15 protein-coding genes are annotated in these 16,455 nt (G+C 62.4%); 9 read left to right on the top strand and 6 right to left on the bottom strand.

What is annotated here, in order from left to right:
* Window positions 1-6: 6 nt before the first annotated feature.
* The 3 genes from JDV76_RS05850 to can form a co-directional block, all read right to left on the bottom strand.
* Window positions 7-750, bottom strand: coding sequence for a glutamine amidotransferase (locus JDV76_RS05850; RefSeq protein ID WP_198735938.1), 744 nt, complete (start codon window positions 748-750; stop codon window positions 7-9).
* A gap of 82 nt (window positions 751-832) precedes the next feature.
* A complete protein-coding gene (locus JDV76_RS05845) occupies window positions 833-1,411 on the bottom strand; it encodes a TetR/AcrR family transcriptional regulator (protein WP_198735937.1) in 579 nt (192 codons plus the stop codon).
* A gap of 219 nt (window positions 1,412-1,630) precedes the next feature.
* The gene (gene can / locus JDV76_RS05840; protein WP_198735936.1) at window positions 1,631-4,453 is read right to left on the bottom strand and encodes an aconitate hydratase; all 2,823 of its coding nucleotides are present in this window, start codon (window positions 4,451-4,453) and stop codon (window positions 1,631-1,633) included.
* Window positions 4,454-4,924: 471 nt separating this feature from the next.
* Between can and JDV76_RS05835 the strand changes: the two genes are divergently transcribed.
* From JDV76_RS05835 to JDV76_RS05810, 6 genes are all read left to right on the top strand, one after another.
* Window positions 4,925-5,407 (top strand): Rv1476 family membrane protein, encoded by a 483-nt coding sequence (locus tag JDV76_RS05835; RefSeq protein ID WP_198735935.1) that lies wholly within the window; start codon window positions 4,925-4,927, stop codon window positions 5,405-5,407.
* Between the two features lie 649 nt (window positions 5,408-6,056).
* Window positions 6,057-8,000 carry a DIP1281 family NlpC/P60 protein gene (locus JDV76_RS05830; RefSeq protein ID WP_232958936.1) on the top strand — a complete coding sequence of 648 codons (1,944 nt, stop codon included), beginning with the start codon at window positions 6,057-6,059 and terminating at the stop codon, window positions 7,998-8,000.
* 68 nt (window positions 8,001-8,068) lie between these two features.
* On the top strand, window positions 8,069-9,160 hold the full coding sequence (locus tag JDV76_RS05825) for a ferrochelatase (RefSeq protein ID WP_198735934.1): 1,092 nt from the start codon (window positions 8,069-8,071) through the stop codon (window positions 9,158-9,160).
* Between the two features lie 120 nt (window positions 9,161-9,280).
* On the top strand, window positions 9,281-10,036 hold the full coding sequence (locus JDV76_RS05820) for an ABC transporter ATP-binding protein (protein ID WP_198735933.1): 756 nt from the start codon (window positions 9,281-9,283) through the stop codon (window positions 10,034-10,036).
* 5 nt (window positions 10,037-10,041) lie between these two features.
* Window positions 10,042-10,767, top strand: a complete 726-nt coding sequence (locus tag JDV76_RS05815) for an ABC transporter permease (protein WP_232959021.1) — start codon at window positions 10,042-10,044, stop codon at window positions 10,765-10,767.
* Between the two features lie 39 nt (window positions 10,768-10,806).
* Entirely contained in the window at window positions 10,807-11,370 is a 564-nt protein-coding gene (locus JDV76_RS05810; protein ID WP_198735931.1) for a TetR/AcrR family transcriptional regulator, read from the top strand.
* A 9-nt stretch (window positions 11,371-11,379) separates the two neighbouring features.
* Here the strand turns inward: JDV76_RS05810 and JDV76_RS05805 are convergent, their stop codons facing one another.
* Window positions 11,380-12,198, bottom strand: a complete 819-nt coding sequence (locus JDV76_RS05805; RefSeq protein WP_198735930.1) for a hypothetical protein — start codon at window positions 12,196-12,198, stop codon at window positions 11,380-11,382.
* A gap of 34 nt (window positions 12,199-12,232) precedes the next feature.
* Between JDV76_RS05805 and JDV76_RS05800 the strand changes: the two genes are divergently transcribed.
* The 3 genes from JDV76_RS05800 to JDV76_RS05790 are packed head-to-tail and all read left to right on the top strand — an operon-like array spanning window position 12,233 to window position 14,795.
* Window positions 12,233-13,075, top strand: a complete 843-nt coding sequence (locus JDV76_RS05800; RefSeq protein ID WP_198735929.1) for a DUF3097 domain-containing protein — start codon at window positions 12,233-12,235, stop codon at window positions 13,073-13,075.
* Window positions 13,076-13,119: 44 nt separating this feature from the next.
* A complete protein-coding gene (locus JDV76_RS05795; RefSeq protein WP_198735928.1) occupies window positions 13,120-13,548 on the top strand; it encodes an NfeD family protein in 429 nt (142 codons plus the stop codon).
* Window positions 13,549-13,583: 35 nt separating this feature from the next.
* Complete coding sequence (locus JDV76_RS05790; protein WP_376992950.1) at window positions 13,584-14,795, top strand: SPFH domain-containing protein; 1,212 nt, start codon at window positions 13,584-13,586, stop codon at window positions 14,793-14,795.
* Window positions 14,796-14,885: 90 nt separating this feature from the next.
* On the opposite strand, the gene JDV76_RS05785 is transcribed toward JDV76_RS05790, so the two are convergent.
* Both JDV76_RS05785 and JDV76_RS05780 read right to left on the bottom strand, forming a co-directional pair.
* Window positions 14,886-15,464, bottom strand: coding sequence for a MarR family transcriptional regulator (locus JDV76_RS05785; protein WP_198735927.1), 579 nt, complete (start codon window positions 15,462-15,464; stop codon window positions 14,886-14,888).
* Between the two features lie 174 nt (window positions 15,465-15,638).
* Window positions 15,639-16,364: a TVP38/TMEM64 family protein gene (locus JDV76_RS05780; RefSeq protein ID WP_376992882.1), complete on the bottom strand. Its 726-nt coding sequence runs from the start codon at window positions 16,362-16,364 to the stop codon at window positions 15,639-15,641.
* Window positions 16,365-16,455: the final 91 nt, after the last annotated feature.

The raw sequence follows: 16,455 nt of genomic DNA, 5'->3' as shown, positions 1-16,455 counted from the left end.
GGCTAGTCACCGCGCGTAGATGTGGGCGAAGTTCCAGAGAAGCCGGTTGTCCGTCGAGAGGTCGTGGCCCGAACATGAATCAATGATCGATTCGAACTGTTCCGGTTCGTAGTAGCCGGCCTCCCGGTATACCTCGAGACGATCACGGAAGGTCTCGAGTTCCAGCTCGGGATGAAACTGCGTGACATAGATGTGCCGTTTGATCCGGTACATCTGGACGGGGCAGTCCTCACCCCGGACCAGCAGCGTCGCCCCCGGGGGAAGCGCCCGGGTCGCCTCCTTGTGGCCGACGATGCTCGGGAATTGTGGTGGCATCCCATCGAGGATCGGGTCCGCGAGTCCCTCGGTGGTCACGTCGACGACGATGCATCCGGGTTTCTCCCCGAAATGTCGGTCGATGACACCACCTGCGACGCTGCCGATGATCCCGACTCCGTAGCAGGCACCGAACAACGGGAAGTCTCGCTCGATGCATTCCTGGATGACTGTGTTGAGACACGTCTCGACCCGAACCTGGTGGTCGGTTTTTTCGGGTTCGGTGGCGTTGTAGGGCCCTCCGCCGACGATGACACCCGAATAGTCATCCAGGACGATGGGCCCCAGAGGTTCCCGGTCGACGCGTTTCTGGATAAGGTACTCGGGTTGAAGTTCCATCATCGAGACAAACGAGCGGTACTCGGCTTCTGCGGCATCATCCTCGGGGCGGGTGCTCAGCAGAAGAAACGGTTTGGTGATCTCGGTGATGGCCATACCGAGAGATATTACTGTCTCCTCACTGAAATATGGGAACAATCACATCGGAATCCCCGAAAAAATGATCAGACCGGTCTGATCAGATGTTCGCGGGGGATTGCGTCCGCACACTCGCCTCCACGAGATCAAGGACCTGGTGCAGGCACTCCGTGGGTTCACCGCTGGCCAGGCGGGTAATAAAACCATCCATCACCGTTTCCAAATAAGTGTAGAGCACCTCTACCGGGACATCGGTGCGCATCCGCCCGGCATCGACGCCGGACTGCAGTCGCGACCGGATCGCTTCGTCGAGAACCGCCTGGTGTTCAACCCACCGTGCCGAGAAAACCGGGTCCGTCCGGAGAAGCCGGGTGATCTCGAGTCGGGTGGAGAGCCAGTCGTAGCGGTCCGGGTGAGAGAGCATGTCGCGCATGACCTCGACGAGGCCGTCCGCGGTGACGACATCCGCCATCCGTGCGGCATCCTCCCGAGCCAGGGCAAGAAACAGGTTCTCCTTGTCCGCGAAGTGGTGGAAGATCGCACCCCGTGATTTTCCGGTGGCCTGTTCGAGACGTCTGACGGTCGCGCCATCGTAACCGAATTCAGCGAAGCAACGGCGGGCGCCTTCGAGGATCTCCCGACGCCGTTGTGAGAGATCCGAGGAACTGACCTTGGGCATGACAGTTCTCCTTGGTTGTGGCGTTGTGATCCATCCGGTGCACCTGGGTGGAGGTTACACAAGTGGATTGTACTGGCGTTTCCGACGACAAGGGGGCTGCGTGGCGCGGACGGCGAATACCGCCCGCGCCACGCAGCCCCCGTCGGTCACACCTGGAGTGGAACCGTCCCAATCCGGAGCGAGGATCGGTTCGAACGACGCCCCGGATCATGGACTGAGCTAGGAAGCGTCCCGCGCCATGTTGCGGAGGACGTACTGCAGGATGCCCCCGTTGCGGAAGTACGCCGCCTCACCGGGCGTGTCGACGCGAACCTTGGCCTCGAACACGACGTCATCCCCGCCGTCCTGCTTGTGCGCGGTAACCTTGACGGTCTGTGGGATGGTGTCGTTGTTGAACTCCTCGATGCCCTCGATGTCGAATACCTCGGTGCCGTCAAGGCCGAGGGACTCGTGGGATTCACCCTCGGGGAACTGCAGCGGAATGACACCCATGCCGATCAGGTTTGAGCGGTGGATCCGCTCGAAGCTCTCGGTGATGACGGCACGGACACCGAGCAGGTTGGTGCCCTTCGCCGCCCAGTCACGGGAGGAACCGGTGCCGTACTCCTTGCCGCCGAGAACGACCAGCGGGATACCCTCCGCCTTGTAGTTCTGGCACGCATCGAAGATGAAGGCCTGAGGTGCTCCTTCCTGGGTGAAGTCGCGGGTGTAGCCACCAGCCTGGTCGACCAGCTGGTTCTGGAGCCGGATGTTGGCGAAGGTTCCGCGCATCATGACCTCGTGGTTGCCACGCCGGGATCCCAGGGAGTTGTAGTCGTTGCGCTCGACGCCGTGCTCGTCCAGGTACTGCGCTGCGGGGGTACCGGGCTTGATGGACGATGCGGGGGAGATGTGGTCCGTGGTGACCGAGTCCCCAAGCTTGCACAGGACGCGAGCGCCCTTGATGTCGGCGACGGGCTCCGGATCCATCGTCATGCCGTCGAAATACGGTGCCTTGCGGATGTAGGTCGAGGACTCGTCCCAGTCGAAGGTCTTGCCCTCGGGGGTGGGGAGGTTCTGCCACTGCTCGTCGCCCTTGAACACGTCAGCGTAGTCAGCCTCGTAGAGCTCGCGGGAGATGCACTCCTCGATCGTGGCCTCAATCTCCTCGGTGGAGGGCCAGATGTCGGTCAGGAAGACGTCGTTGCCGTCTTCATCCTGGCCAAGCGGTTGTGTCGCAAAGTCGAAGTCCATGGTACCCGCGATGGCGTAGGCGATGACCATGATCGGGGACGCGAGATAGTTCATCTTCACGTCGGGGGAGATACGCCCCTCGAAGTTGCGGTTTCCGGAGAGTACCGCGGTGGCAGTCAGGTCGTACTTGTTGATCGCCGCCGAAACCTCCTCGGGCAGCGGGCCCGAGTTACCGATGCAGGTCGTGCAGCCGAAGCCTGCGAGGTAGAAGCCCATGGCCTCAAGGTCCTTCCACAGGTCGGCGCGCTTGTAGTAGCCGTCGACGACCTGGGAACCGGGAGCGCAAATAGTCTTGACCCAGGGCTTGGCCTTGAGTCCCTTCGCCGCAGCCTTGCGGGCGATGAGGCCAGCGCCGATCATGACCGACGGGTTGGAGGTGTTGGTGCACGAGGTGATGGACGCGATGGCGACCATGCCGTGATCCAGCGTGTACTCGCCTCCGTTGGGGGATTTCACCGTGACCGGACGGGAGGCGCGGCCCTCCGCATCCTTCGCAGCGGACTCACCGTGTCCTTCACGGGAAGAGTTGTACAGATCGGCGACATCAGCGTCGCCAAAGTCGAGTTCACCCTCGGCGTCCATGCGGACGGCCGGGCGGCTCTCGTCATCCTCAACCTCGTCGTTGCAGTAGTTCGGCAGATCCTTGCGGAACTGCTCCTTTGCCTTCGACAGCAGGATACGGTCCTGCGGCCGCTTCGGGCCGGCGATGGAGGGCTCCACGGTCGAGAGGTCGAGTTCGAGGTACTCAGAGTACTCGGCTTCAGGGGTGTTCTCGTCCAGCCACATGCCCTGTGCCTTGGCGTACGCCTCGACGAGGGCGATCTGCTCTTCGGAACGGCCTGTGAGTTGGAGATACTTGGTGGTCTGCTCGTCGATGGGGAACATCGCACAGGTTGAACCGAACTCGGGTGACATGTTTCCGATGGTCGCGCGGTTCGCGAGCGGAACCTCCTTGACACCGGATCCGTAGAACTCGACGAACTTCTGGACAACGCCGTGCTGGCGCAGCATCTCGGTGATCGTCAGCACAACGTCCGTAGCGGTCACGCCGGCCGGGATGGAGCCGGTCAGTTTGAAGCCGACGACGCGGGGAATGAGCATGGAGACGGGCTGACCGAGCATCGCTGCCTCGGCCTCGATGCCGCCGACGCCCCAACCGAGGATGCCGAGACCGTTCTCCATGGTGGTGTGAGAGTCGGTGCCAATGCAGGTGTCTGGGTATGCGACGCCCTCGTTGTCGAAGACGACCCGGGCGAGATTCTCGATATTGACCTGGTGGACGATGCCGGTTCCCGGGGGAACGACGCGGAAGTTCGAGAATGCCTTGGAACCCCAGCGGAGGAATTGGTAGCGCTCCTCGTTGCGCTCATACTCGATCTTCACGTTCTTCTCAAGGGAATCGGAATGACCGAACGCCTCGATGATGACTGAGTGGTCGATGACCATCTCCGCCGGATTGAGCGGGTTAACACCGTCGGGGTCACCGCCCAAGGTCTTGATGGCCTCGCGCATGGTGGCGAGGTCGACGACACACGGCACACCGGTAAAGTCCTGCATCAGTACGCGGGCGGGCGTGAACTGGATCTCGATGCTCGGTTCAGCGGAGGCATCCCAGGAGGCAATCGACTCGATGTGCTCGCGGGTGATGTTGGCGCCGTCCTCGGTGCGGAGAAGGTTCTCGCCGAGAACCTTGAGGGAGTAGGGCAGTTTCTCCATGCCGGGCACGGCAGAGAGGTCGTAGTACTCGTAGGACTTGTCGCCGACTTCGAGGGTGCTCTTGGCGTTAAATGAGTTCTGGCTCTCAGTCACGTAAGCTCCATTCCTAAAATATTCGGGTGAGTAGAGCGTCGGCTGGGTGACTCTCCGGCTGGCGCCGACGCAGGTCAAAAGAGCGGTTCATCGCGGCCTTAGGCCGAAATGAACGTCATCTGCGGTAAAGTATAACAGTACGAGCGTTCTGTTCGAGAATCGTTGTCCGTACCGATATCTCCCACCCCCGTAATCTATCATTTTGCTTTCAAACACCGTGGTCGCTCGCGCAAGGGCGTTTCTTCATCCACCCCCGGGGTGGTGTCCGTGACCCGCGTGCGATGCCAAAAATCACGTTCACCCCCGTCACAGTCTAAAAGACCGGGTTTTTGCCGACTCGTGGTAGACGGTGGTGTGTCTCCACCCGCATCAGTGCATGAGCGTGCGATAGTCGGAACCGGTGGAGGATCGGCGGATCGCCGGTCTCCGATCGTCTTGCCAGTCGCCCTACTGAGAGGAAAATCTCGCCCCATGGTCCCCGCTGATATTCAATTGACGGACATTACGGAGGATCTCTCCGCGGATGGGGTGGCGATCGGCTCGCTCGATACGCAGTATCCGGGACTATCCGATGCACTATCGACCGTCGTCGACGAAGCCCGCGAGAGTGGATTCGGCGAGCTGCGGTTCGTTTTCCTCGATTCCGCACCAGCGGTCGCTGCTGACCAGCGGGACATCGCCCAGGACCTCCTCGACGTCACCGGTGCCGACACGCTCATCCTCAGGTCCCCCGTAGGGGGGGCTGTGGTGAGCGGCGACCATTCCCGGGCCGCCATTGAATCTGCACAAGTCGACCTCTTCGCCAATCCAGACCTGGTGGCGGGGGCTCAGATGTTCGTCGAAGATCTGAGCCACTCCACGGTCCCCTGGCAGGCGATCAACATCGGGATCATGCTCGTGGTTCTCGTCGCGGTTCTGGTGACGGCACTCGTACTGCGTTCACAGAGAGCGTGATCCGGGGAAACCGACAACAACTCCCGCCGATGCCTACGGTCAAGCCTAAGAGCCTGACCGTAGGCACTCCTTGGGGATTTGCCGGAGAGGGTTAAGGTCGAGTTGACGGGAATGGGAAAGTTGGGGCGGGGGCGACACGCCGAGTGGTCAATAATGTGTGATAAACATCACTAATCTCTGTCTATCGGTCAAGAGTACAGGTCAGGTACGTTGCCGGTCATGTGTCCGGGCTTTACCCGTGTGACTGTTGATGCCGTTGTGTGCCTAAGTTCTTTCAAGTGAATTAACGTTCAGTTGTCGGCTCATGAGTCTTACCGAGCAAATCTGCACCCATAGGTCACATGCTCAACACGGTTCCTCTGGATCTGGTCGAGAGCATCGTCCTCTGGGAACGATCTGTCTGGCACGTGGGGAAGCATGCCTGGTGTGTTCGAGCGCAGCCGGTAAGGCTCGTGGGCGATGTCGAATGTTCAATCACCGGGGTCTTGGGAGTTCGCGCTCCGGAGTCCCGGCCCACGATCCACGAAGCAGTCGCCGCCACCACCGGTCCCGTACAGCGGTCCGGGGTCGGGCGCCGGGCCTGAGCGGCCAGCCGCTCAGGGGCGGTCGCCAGATCGGGTCGGGCGGGGATAGGAGTTAATCAGTGGCAATGTTTATGCCCCGCCGCGTCCCGGGTAACGGCGCAGTCCAGGGGTCCGTCCCCTCTGCGCCCCGCCGCATGATCGGTGTTTTGTTGACCGTGTCCCTGGCTTTCACCCCCACCCCCGCGGTTGCGGCACCGCGGAACCCCGATGACTCGGAGATCGCCGCTGCGGAGCAGGCGGTGGAACTGAGCTCGGGGGATGTGGCGTCTCTCGCCGCGGGACTCTCCGCCGCACAGGACCAGATCGCAGGCCTCGAGAACGAGATGGGCAGGCTCCGTGAGGCTGTCAACAAGGCTCTGGTCGACCTGCACGATGCCCAGGCCGGCGCGGAGCAGGCACGGCAGAACACCCGTGGTGCCCGTGCAGACCTCGAGGAAACCCAGGAGCAGTTGAGTTCCGAGCAATCGAAGCTCGACGAGATTTCCCGCAGCGCATACCGTCGGGGAACCACGTCGCTCGCGGTGAGCGGATTGGCCGGGGCGAAGAGCGCCGATGCTGCACTGGACCGGCAGACCTTCCTACGTACCACCGCTGCGAAACAGCAGCGGGTTCTTGATTCGCTCGACCGGCTGCGAACTGAGAACGCGAACGAAGAGTCACAGTTGAGGGTCGCCCGGAAGATCGCCGAGGAACGTGAAGCCGAAGCCGCCGCGGCGGAGGCCGCAGCGCGCGCCGAGATTGAAGACACTGCCCGCCGGATCGAGGAAGCCGCGGCTGAACGGGACCGACTCGCCGCGGAACGGGACGCCGCCCGGAAACGCCTCGACGATGCCCGCGCTGCTTCCGGCGAGCTGCGGAACCAGCGTAAGGAGTTTGAGGACTACACCCGGGCAGAGGCCGAGCGGAAAGCCGCCGAGGTCGCCGCGGAATTGGCCGCACGGCAGAAAGCCGCTGCAGCGGAAGAATCTGCGGACAGTCGCCAACAGGCGGCTGTCGCAGCGAGTGCTGCGGCAGCCGCTGCACTGGAAGCGCCTGACCGAGCGGAGGCCCGTGAAAAAGCCCAGGAGGCCGCGGATCAGGCTGTCCGGGCCCAGCAAGTCGCGGAGAAGGCCACCGCGGAAGTGGGCTCCGGAGCTCACGATGCTCAACGCGCTCAGGATCTCATGCGTGCGGCAAGCGCGGCGGCTTCCCTCGCCGCGGCGGCGCTGGTCGCGGTCAACTCGCCCGATCACGCGACGCTGGACAATCCCTATCCCAATGACGAATCCGACGCTGATACCCTGATCGCCGCCGTCCGGGATACGGTTTCCCTCCTTGACGAGAACTTCGGTGGCGGCCACTCGGCGGCGCCCCAACCTGCGGTAGCTGACGAGAGTGCGACCGTCGGCGATGTGGAGGCAAGCAATGAGGCGGGCGTGCCCGCGATCGTTACTGCCGCACCGACCAGCACGGCTGCTCCGACGACGAACCGGAACGGTTCGGCCGATGATTCCGCTACCGGAACCGTCGATACCGTTGTCGACTACGTCACACTTACTGATCTCAATGAGGTCACCGAGACAGCTACCGGTGTGATCACGGGTTCGAGGGCGGAGAAGATTGAGGCCGTCATCGCCCGGGCAACTGCGGTGATCGGTACGCCGTATGCGTGGGGTGGCGGGAACGCAGCGGGTCCGACCCGCGGTATTCGCGATGGTGGGGTCGCCGATTCCTACGGTGACTACAACAAGATCGGTTTCGACTGTTCCGGGCTCACGCTTTACGCGTTCGCTGGGGCTGGTATCGCGTTACCCCACTACACGGGCTACCAGTATCAGCGGGGGACCAAAATCTCGACATCGAACATAGAGCGGGGGGATCTCTTGTTCTGGGGGCCGAACGCCGAGTACCACGTCGCCATCTACCTCGGCGACGGGATGATGATCGAGGCGCCGCAGTCCGGTGGTCACGTGCAGATTAGCCCGGTCCGCTGGTCCGGTATGAGTCCCTATGCCGTTCGTTTGATCTGATCTGGGGATTATGTACGCCCCACCGATGGATGTTCGCCATCGGTGGGGCGTTCGGTAGTCTAGAGGCTATGGCTGACGCTGGAACCTCTGATTATGATGCACTGCTGTTCCTCTCCTTCGGGGGGCCGGAAGGGCATGATGACGTTCGTCCTTTCCTCGAGAACGTGACCCGTGGCCGCGGGATCCCCCCGGAGCGCCTGGATGAGGTGGAGGTGCATTACCACCATTTCGGGGGTGTCAGTCCACTGAATCAGTTGAACCGCGAGATCATCTCGAATGTGCGCGGGGAGCTCGCGGCGCGGGGAATCAACATCCCTGTCTACTTCGGCAACCGGAACTGGCATCCGATGGCTCCGGACACGGCCGCCGAGATGGCGCGGGACGGCGTCCGCAACGCACTCGTGTTCGCCACATCAGCGTGGGCTGGATATTCGGGCTGCAGACAGTACGACGAAGACATCGCAGGCATGCGGGAACGTCTGGCCGCGGAGGGGCTACCGGAGATCCGGTTCACCAAACTGCGTCAGTTCTATGATCACCCGCTGTTCATTCGCGCGATGGCACACGCTGTGAGAGACGCCTATTCACGGTTGTCAGAGGACGTTCGCGCTTCCGCCCGGCTCATGTTCACCGCGCATTCGATTCCGACAGCAGCCGACAATGCAGCTGGTGTTGCGGCTGACGGTCCGCTCTATTCAAGGCAGGTGCACGAAGCAGCGGCACTGGTCGCCCGCGAGGTTGGAGTGGAGGATTATGACGTCGTGTGGCAGTCGCGGTCGGGTTCGCCGCACACGCCGTGGCTGGAACCGGACATTGTTGATCACGTAACCGACCTGCATGAGGGGGCGGGGCTTCCAGCGGCTGTGGTCTGCCCCATTGGGTTCATTTCCGACCACATCGAGGTGGTGTGGGACCTGGATTCTGAGCTTGCCGAGGAGGCTGAGGGGTTCGGTATTCCCATCGAGAGAACCGGCACCGCGGGGCCGACTACCGAGTTCGCGCAGATGGTGGTCGCCTTGGTTCTCGAAATGATTGAGAAAAGGGATCCTCTGCGTCTCGGTAGTGCGCCCTTGCGGGGGTGCACCGTAAACGGTGCTTTCTGCGCCGAGGGCTGTTGTACTCCCGCTAGGCGGCCCGCGGCTGCTCAGCGCTCGGGATAGTTTTACCGCGACGGATCTCAATCCCCGGGTTTTCAACAACTGTTGAACACTCGGGGATTTTCGCGTATCGTGAGCGCTGTCTACATGTTCAACAGTCGTTGAACATTGAAAGGGGGCGCCATGTCGCCCGTCATCACCGGCACCGACCTCACAATCACACGCGGTACGAATCGTCACCGAAATACGATCATCAGATCACTGTCCTTTGCCGTACCTCCAGGCTGCATCACTGGATTGGTCGGCCCGTCCGGAGCGGGTAAGACCACACTGATCCGTGCCATCACCGGCCTGCAGAGTCATCAGGGAAAGCTCACTGTTCTCGGACGCCCGGCAGGACATCCGGCGAACCGGGGGAGAATTGGATACGACCCGCAGGAGGCTGCGGTGCACCCCGGGCTCAGTGCCCGCGAGCACTGCCGGTATTACGGAACACTCGGGCATGACGCCGCCCCTCGGCGTGCGGTCATCGACGAGCTCCTTGAAGTACTCGGTCTCACGGAGGTAGCTGAAATCAACGCGGACAGGCTTTCCGGAGGCCAGCGCAAACGCGTCTCCTTGGCCTGTGCACTCATCTCCCGGGCAAAACTCCTCGTCATCGATGAACCCACGGTTGGGCTCGATCCGCTGACCCGGGAATATCTCTGGAACCACTTCCGGAGCCTCGCAGCCGACGGTGTCACCTTCCTGTTGAGCTCACATGTTCTCGAGGAGGCCAATAGATGCGACCGTGTGTTGATGCTCAGGCAGGGTGAACTAATCGCAGCCGGAACTCCGGGTGAGTTGAGGCACCGGACCGGATGCCCGGACCTTGAATCTGCATTCCTCAAACTGGTGCGGGAAGGCTCCGGCGCAAGCGGAGAGGAGCGAAAGCAGTGAGTGCGATGAAACGAACTCTGTCGACTTCTGCTCGGCTCACTCTGGAGCTCATTCGTGACCGACGGCTCGCAGCCCAAATGCTGGTACTCCCGACGCTGCTCCTCACACTCCTGTATTTTGTCTACCGGGATTATCCGGGATTCACCATCGTCGCTCAGATGCTCCTCGGCCTCATGCCAATGGTCATGATGTTCATCGTCGCTGCTGTCGCCGTCCAGCGGGAACGCACGGCTGGGAGTTTGGAACGTCTCTGGACGACCTGTCTCACGCACACCGAATTGTTGGTGGGATACGCCTTAGCCTTCGGTGGTTTCGCCGTCGTGCAGGCCGCGGTCATGCTGGGCGTCGCCCACCAGGCTCTCGGTGTTGATCCACCCTCCGGTGTCTTGGGCACGGCGGTCGTCTCACTCTTGTCCGGGGTTACCGGTGCCGTGTTGGGCCTGGTCGCGGGCAGTTTTTCCCGGAACGAATTCCAGGCCGTTCAGATGGTTCCTTTGGTGATCGGCCCGCAGCTCTTCCTCTCCGGAATTTTCGTTCCGACGGCGGCGATGCCCCGAGCACTCCAGTGGTTCTCAGATAGCCTGCCCTTGACCTACGCGGTGAAGGCACAACAACATCTCGCTGTGGAAAACAGCGTTTACTCAGGCTTTGGAACGGACATGCTGATTCTCTCGGGATTTTCACTAGGCGGCCTGGTTATGGCCGCGCTGTTCATGCAGCGACGGACCTGACACTGGGTGATGCACGATCCGGAAGCTAGAATCTTGGGGATGGGGAAGAGCAGCGCACGCAACCGAATACTCGCATCAGCGAGTAGCCTCTTCGCGGCCCGCGGATATCGTGGCACGACGCTGCGTGCCGTGGCTACGGGGGCCGGGTGCGACGTCGCCCTCATCCCGCATTACTTCGGTAACAAGGAGGGACTGTTCCGGGCAGTGATCCAGTTCCCGGAGGACCCGGGAGATGTTCACTCCGTGCTTGTTTCAGTTCCTTTCGACGAACTCGGCCCAGCACTGGTCAAGGAAATCATCGGCCTGTGGGAATCGCCCGTCGCTGACCAACTGCTCGCAATGGCTCGGGGTGCTCTCGAGGATCCCGCCCCTTTCTCCGAATACCTCACGTCCGTTCTGTGGGCACCAGTTCGCGCAAGGCTGACGGAGAAGGGCATCGACCGTACTGAAACCGAGCGACGGATCGCCTTCTCCCAGGCGCAGTTGGCGGGGATCATCGTGACCCGCTACCTACTACGTCTGCCTGCCGCGCGGGAATTATCCACCGTTGACCTCATTGAGTCACTCGGCCCTGTCGTACAGGGTTTCCTCGACGGCAGCTGATTCGCGGCATCAGGAGCGGCGTCCGTACTCACCTACTGCATAGGCGACACCGGCCATGCGTGCGGTTCGGAGATGCGAGAGCAGCTGGGTCAGCTCCGCGTCATGACTGTGGTCACCGGCTTCGGTCACGACGCTCTCGATGATCGCGGCCACCCGGTCCGCCCGGGCGAAGAGCCTGGCTGCGCGGGGCGCGACAGAATCGGGGAGTCCAGGACCCGAATAAAAATCGTCCAGCCGACCCACCGTCAATCGTGGAGCGGGCAGTGGGCTCCGTCTGAATCCCCGTGCCTCGATCAGCTCCGCGGCACGTGCGGTCGCCCCGGCGAGCATCCGGTCGGCGTCACCCGGTCCGAGATGATCGGACGCCGGTACCCGTCCGCGTTCCGTGTACCACCGCCACTCGACCGCCCTTGCGGGATCACCGAGGCCGGAGTCGGGAAGCAGAACATGGTTGATCTCTGGATCCGGGTCACGGACCACCAGAGCACTGAGTCCGAGTGCGCGCGCCGCTTCGGCCGCCGGGGACCCCGCGCTGAGCCCCGGGACCTGACCAGGGCCCCCAAACACGAGCCGGAGCACGGGTTCCCCGGGGGCGAGGCACGGAAGAACGGGAGCGGTGGTCTCGCGTAGACGACGCAGCAGCTCGATCAACTCACCGACGCGCGTGGCCCCGGACCCGTCCTGCGCGATGGAGACGAGGGCGTGTCGGGCCCCGTACTCACAGAATGCGTCGAGGAGGTCGTCATAGCTGACCCTGCCGTAGAGCCAACCGGCGAGCCAGACGGCGGTGTTTTGGAGGGGTGAGTACACCAGTGCGCGGAAATCCATGGTTGCCAGAGTTTAGCCGATAGAGTGAAGTCCCATGAGCTTCCGTGACCCCTACTCCGGAGACATCCTCTCCGGCCACGCCCGTCGCCGTAAACCGGAATACCCCGAGATTCCTGCGGAACCCGGGCTGGTCGTGGAGGTGATCGCAGATGGGTTCGTCGGGGCCGTCACTGGCTTCGAGCGCACCTACGATGGTGATTTCATCCGCCTCGAGGACCGGTACGGCGGGGAGCGGTTGTTCAAGCTGAGACACGGTGCGTTCCTTCTGGAAGGGCAGCGGGTGACACTCACCCGGTATGTCCCGAAGACCGGACTCCAACGTTCGAACTCGGGCTCCCGAAAGGTAGGAAACGTCACCGCCAAGGTCGCGGCGCCATCGCGGATCTGGGTCGAGGGTATCCATGACGCGGCGATCGTCGAGAAGGTGTGGGGCCACGACCTGCGCGTCGAGGGAGTTGTCGTCGAGTACCTTGAGGGCCTGGACAACCTCCCGGAGCGTCTCGACGAGTTCCGACCAGGTCCTGGTCGGCGGGTCGGTGTGCTTGCGGACCATCTCGTCGAGGGGTCCAAGGAAACCAGACTCACCCGATCCCTGGGGCCCGATGTCCTGGTTACTGGGCATCCTTTCATTGATATCTGGGCGGCGGTGAAACCAGAGAAACTCGGGATGCGGTTCTGGCCGGAGATTCCCCGGGGAGAGGACTGGAAGACCGGCATCTGCTCGCGCCTGAAGTGGGGGACACCCCGTGAAGGGTGGAACAGGGTGTACAGTGCCGTGGACAGCTACCGGGATCTCGACTCGACCTTGATTGGCGCCGTCGAGAGGCTCGTGGATTTTGTCACCATTCCGGGCGTTGATAAGCGGGATCTGGTCTGATTCTGGGCCCGGGGCAACAGAATATGTTCAGGTAGGGTGAAATCGTGGGTGCACTTGTTTGGTTGATAGTTGCGATACTGCTGGCAGCCCTTGAACTGCTGGCAGGTGATTTCACCCTGCTGTTGCTTGGCGGAGCTGCCCTCGCCGCAGCCGGCGTCGGGGTTTTCGATGTGCCTGTGTGGATGGAAATCGCGGCCTTCGCCTTGTCTTCCATCGGTCTCCTCGTCTTCGTCCGACCGGTGCTCCGCCGCCGAACCCGTTCCGCAGGCGTACTCGATACTTCGCCACAGGCACTGATAGGTACCTCCGCGACGGTTCTCGAGGACGTTGATGGTCACAGCGGGCAAATCCGGCTCGGCGGCGACATCTGGTCCGCTCGAAGCCTCGACCCCACACACAGATTCACCCCGGGAGACCGAGTGAATATCATCAAGATCGACGGTGCAATCGCCGTCGTCTGGAAGGAGATCTGAGCATGCCCGAAGCCGCTCTGGTTCAACTTGTCCTGATGGCGTTGATCGTCATCCTCATCGGACTGGTGGTGTCGAAGTCACTGAAGCTCATCCCCGAGGGGGAAGCCGCTGTCATCGAACGGTTGGGATCCTATACCCGAACAGCACAGGGCCTGACGTTCCTGATTCCGTTCATCGACCGGGTCCGAGCGAAGATCGACACTCGTGAACGGGTCGTCAGTTTCCCGCCACAAGCCGTCATCACCAAGGACAATCTGACGGTGGACATTGATGTCGTGGTGACCTTCAAGATCAACGAACCGCATCTCGCGATCTATGGTGTGGACAACTACATTTACGGCGTCGAGCAGATCTCCGTCGCCACCCTCCGCGACGTCGTCGGTGGCATGGATCTCGAGGAGACCCTGACCTCCCGCGAGGTGATCAACCGACGGCTCCGCAGCGAACTGGACGGCGCGACGACGAAGTGGGGTCTGCGCATCGCCCGGGTCGAGCTCAAGGCGATCGATCCCCCGCCGTCCATCAAGCAGCCGATGGAGAAGCAGATGACCGCGGAGCGGGAGAAGCGGGCGATGATCCTCACCGCCGAGGGCCAGCGGGAGGCGTACATCAAGACCGCTGAAGGGCAGAAGCAGGCCCGGATCCTCGCCGCCGAGGGCGAAAAGCATGCCGCGATTCTTGCGGCTGAGGCCGAACGACAAGCGGAGATGCTCCGCGCCGAAGGTGACCGCGCCGCCAGTTTCCTCCGTGCCCAGGGTGAGGCGCGCTCGATCCAGAAGATCAACGCCGCCATCAAGGCCTCACAGTTGACTCCCGAGGTACTGGCGTACCAGTACCTCGACAAGCTGCCCAAGCTGGCAGAGGGTGACGCCAACAAGGTGTGGATGATTCCGAACCAGTTCGGCGATTCCTTGGAGCAGTTCGCGAGGGCGATGGCGAACAAGGACGAGGAAGGTATCTTCCGCTTCGAGCCGGCCGACGTCGATGAGCGGACCCGGGAGATCGCCGAGGACGAGGACACCGAGGGATGGTTCTCCACCGAGTCCGATCCGGAGATCGCGGCAGCGGTCGCAGCTGCGAACGCCGTCGCAAACAAGCCGGTCGACCCCTCACCGCACGAGATCAAGAGGAACCCGACACCTGAGCCGGAGGTTCCGATTCCACCGCTGACCGCGCACCCGGCACCCGGGGGACCCGCGGTTCCGACAGCGGGCGGACCTGATTCGGACCGGGAGAAAACCGACTGACAGCACGACCAAAGGCCCCAGCTCCACGGATCAATCCATGTCGCTGGGGTCTTTCGCGGCGCTTCTGCCTCATCGATACGCGTGGCTGCGTCAGAGGGTGTGGCCGGACCCGCAGTCCGCTTTGCGAAGGAGCCCGACAGCGAGTTTCCACCCGGCAGTTTCCGCCGACCAACCCGCTGCCGCGAGACGTTGGGACATGGCCTGTTTGGAGATGCCAAGTTCCGCAGCCGCCTCGTTCTGGTTCATCCCGCCCCGCATCAGCTGTGTCGCTTCACGACCCTCGGTCGTCCGTTTCGCCAGTACGTGGGCCAGTAATGCGAAGACAGCCACTATGTCGCCCATGTCATCATTACTCCGCGAGCACACCCGCACCACACCAGTGCGGCACCGGCGACCGATGGCGGTGGTTGCGAGTTTGCGGACCTCACCGGGGTCCGCATCCGCGCCCGGAGCGATACCGATCCCGATCGCCCAGTCACCGGCGGAGAGCAGAGCCATCGTGGTGTCGGTGACGGCCTCGGCGGAATCGATCACCGCGCAGATGTCCTCGACTCCGAGCAGTTCGAACTTTCCGACCCCATTGAGCGTCGACAGTGCCTCGGCGGAGCGCCGGACCAAATCAGCCCGACGGCGCTCCCGACCGCGGTAGCGCGCGTGGAGTGCGAACATCTTTTCTCCCGTTCTTCAATGTCTGCAGGCCATCTGGCGGCCGGATCAGTGACACCAAGAGCTAAGTCTACGCTCAGGGCTTGACCACCGTCGGGTTTTCCTGTTTCCGATGGCACGTGGATAGCTTGACGCGGATCCGGGAGATCGCCTACACGCCGGGTTTCGGTGTGGCACCTAGCGGAGTTTGCCGGTCACCGGAATCCTCGAATCCAGGATTAGCCCGCTGACTCCCACCAGCGTCAGGATCACGGTGATGACCACGACCGCGGGATTAGCCTGTCCGGCCAGTGCGTCCCCGAGGATCACCGTCACGGTGGTTCCGGGCGCCGAACCGAGGAGAGTGGCCACGGTGAATGCCGACAGCGGTACCTGCGTCAGGGCCGCGGTGTAGTTGAGCACCGAGAACGGCACCGCCGCAATCATGCGCAGCGACGCCACCGCCAACCAGCCTCGTTCCCTGAGGCGCGCGTTGATCCCAACAACAGTGGGATGGGTGAGACGTGGTCTGATCCAGTCCCCGAGAAGTGTCCGCACGATCGACAGGGACAGTGCCGCTGACGTGGTGGTCGCAGTCACCGCAATGAGGATACCCAGTGCGGGTCCGAAGAGAATACCGCTGGCCAGCGTCAGAATCGTTCGCGGTACAGGGAACTGTGTAATGACTACGTATCCGGTGAAGAAAACGAGAGGGAACCACCCTCCGGCATCCTCGGACCACGCCCGGAACCGCGCGATCCCGGGAACATCGACGTTGACGATCATGACCGCAGTAGCCCCCACGAAAGCCATGATCGCCAGGCGCTTTAGCAGGGGAAGCGCGAGGAATCCGCGGAGCATCTGCGCCGCGCTGAGAGTAAAGGCATGGAGCGCCTGTTGCCCTCTGTTTCGAAATCCGATCACCGTTCCCAGTTTACGGGTCCGCATCACGTCGCGATGGTGGGTAGGCCGATGACACACGATCCACGTATCGCGGCGAAATCTCCCACCCGAA

Source organism: Corynebacterium marambiense, from assembly GCF_016342275.1.
GTDB lineage: Bacteria > Actinomycetota > Actinomycetes > Mycobacteriales > Mycobacteriaceae > Corynebacterium > Corynebacterium marambiense.
This window is presented reverse-complemented; position numbering and strand designations above follow the sequence as displayed.

What these genes read in the sequence shown, in the direction of transcription:
- JDV76_RS05845 (WP_198735937.1), bottom strand. Translation starts at nt 1,411, where the DNA reads ATGCCCAAGGTCAGTTCCTCGGATCTCTCACAACGGCGTCGGGAGATC.
- JDV76_RS05785 (WP_198735927.1), bottom strand. Translation starts at nt 15,464, where the DNA reads ATGTTCGCACTCCACGCGCGCTACCGCGGTCGGGAGCGCCGTCGGGCT.
- JDV76_RS05820 (WP_198735933.1), top strand. Translation starts at nt 9,281, where the DNA reads ATGTCGCCCGTCATCACCGGCACCGACCTCACAATCACACGCGGTACG.
- JDV76_RS05805 (WP_198735930.1), bottom strand. Translation starts at nt 12,198, where the DNA reads ATGGATTTCCGCGCACTGGTGTACTCACCCCTCCAAAACACCGCCGTC.
- JDV76_RS05835 (WP_198735935.1), top strand. Translation starts at nt 4,925, where the DNA reads ATGGTCCCCGCTGATATTCAATTGACGGACATTACGGAGGATCTCTCC.
- JDV76_RS05815 (WP_232959021.1), top strand. Translation starts at nt 10,042, where the DNA reads ATGAAACGAACTCTGTCGACTTCTGCTCGGCTCACTCTGGAGCTCATT.
- JDV76_RS05825 (WP_198735934.1), top strand. Translation starts at nt 8,069, where the DNA reads ATGGCTGACGCTGGAACCTCTGATTATGATGCACTGCTGTTCCTCTCC.
- JDV76_RS05790 (WP_376992950.1), top strand. Translation starts at nt 13,584, where the DNA reads ATGGCGTTGATCGTCATCCTCATCGGACTGGTGGTGTCGAAGTCACTG.
- JDV76_RS05850 (WP_198735938.1), bottom strand. Translation starts at nt 750, where the DNA reads ATGGCCATCACCGAGATCACCAAACCGTTTCTTCTGCTGAGCACCCGC.
- JDV76_RS05810 (WP_198735931.1), top strand. Translation starts at nt 10,807, where the DNA reads ATGGGGAAGAGCAGCGCACGCAACCGAATACTCGCATCAGCGAGTAGC.
- JDV76_RS05800 (WP_198735929.1), top strand. Translation starts at nt 12,233, where the DNA reads ATGAGCTTCCGTGACCCCTACTCCGGAGACATCCTCTCCGGCCACGCC.
- JDV76_RS05830 (WP_232958936.1), top strand. Translation starts at nt 6,057, where the DNA reads ATGTTTATGCCCCGCCGCGTCCCGGGTAACGGCGCAGTCCAGGGGTCC.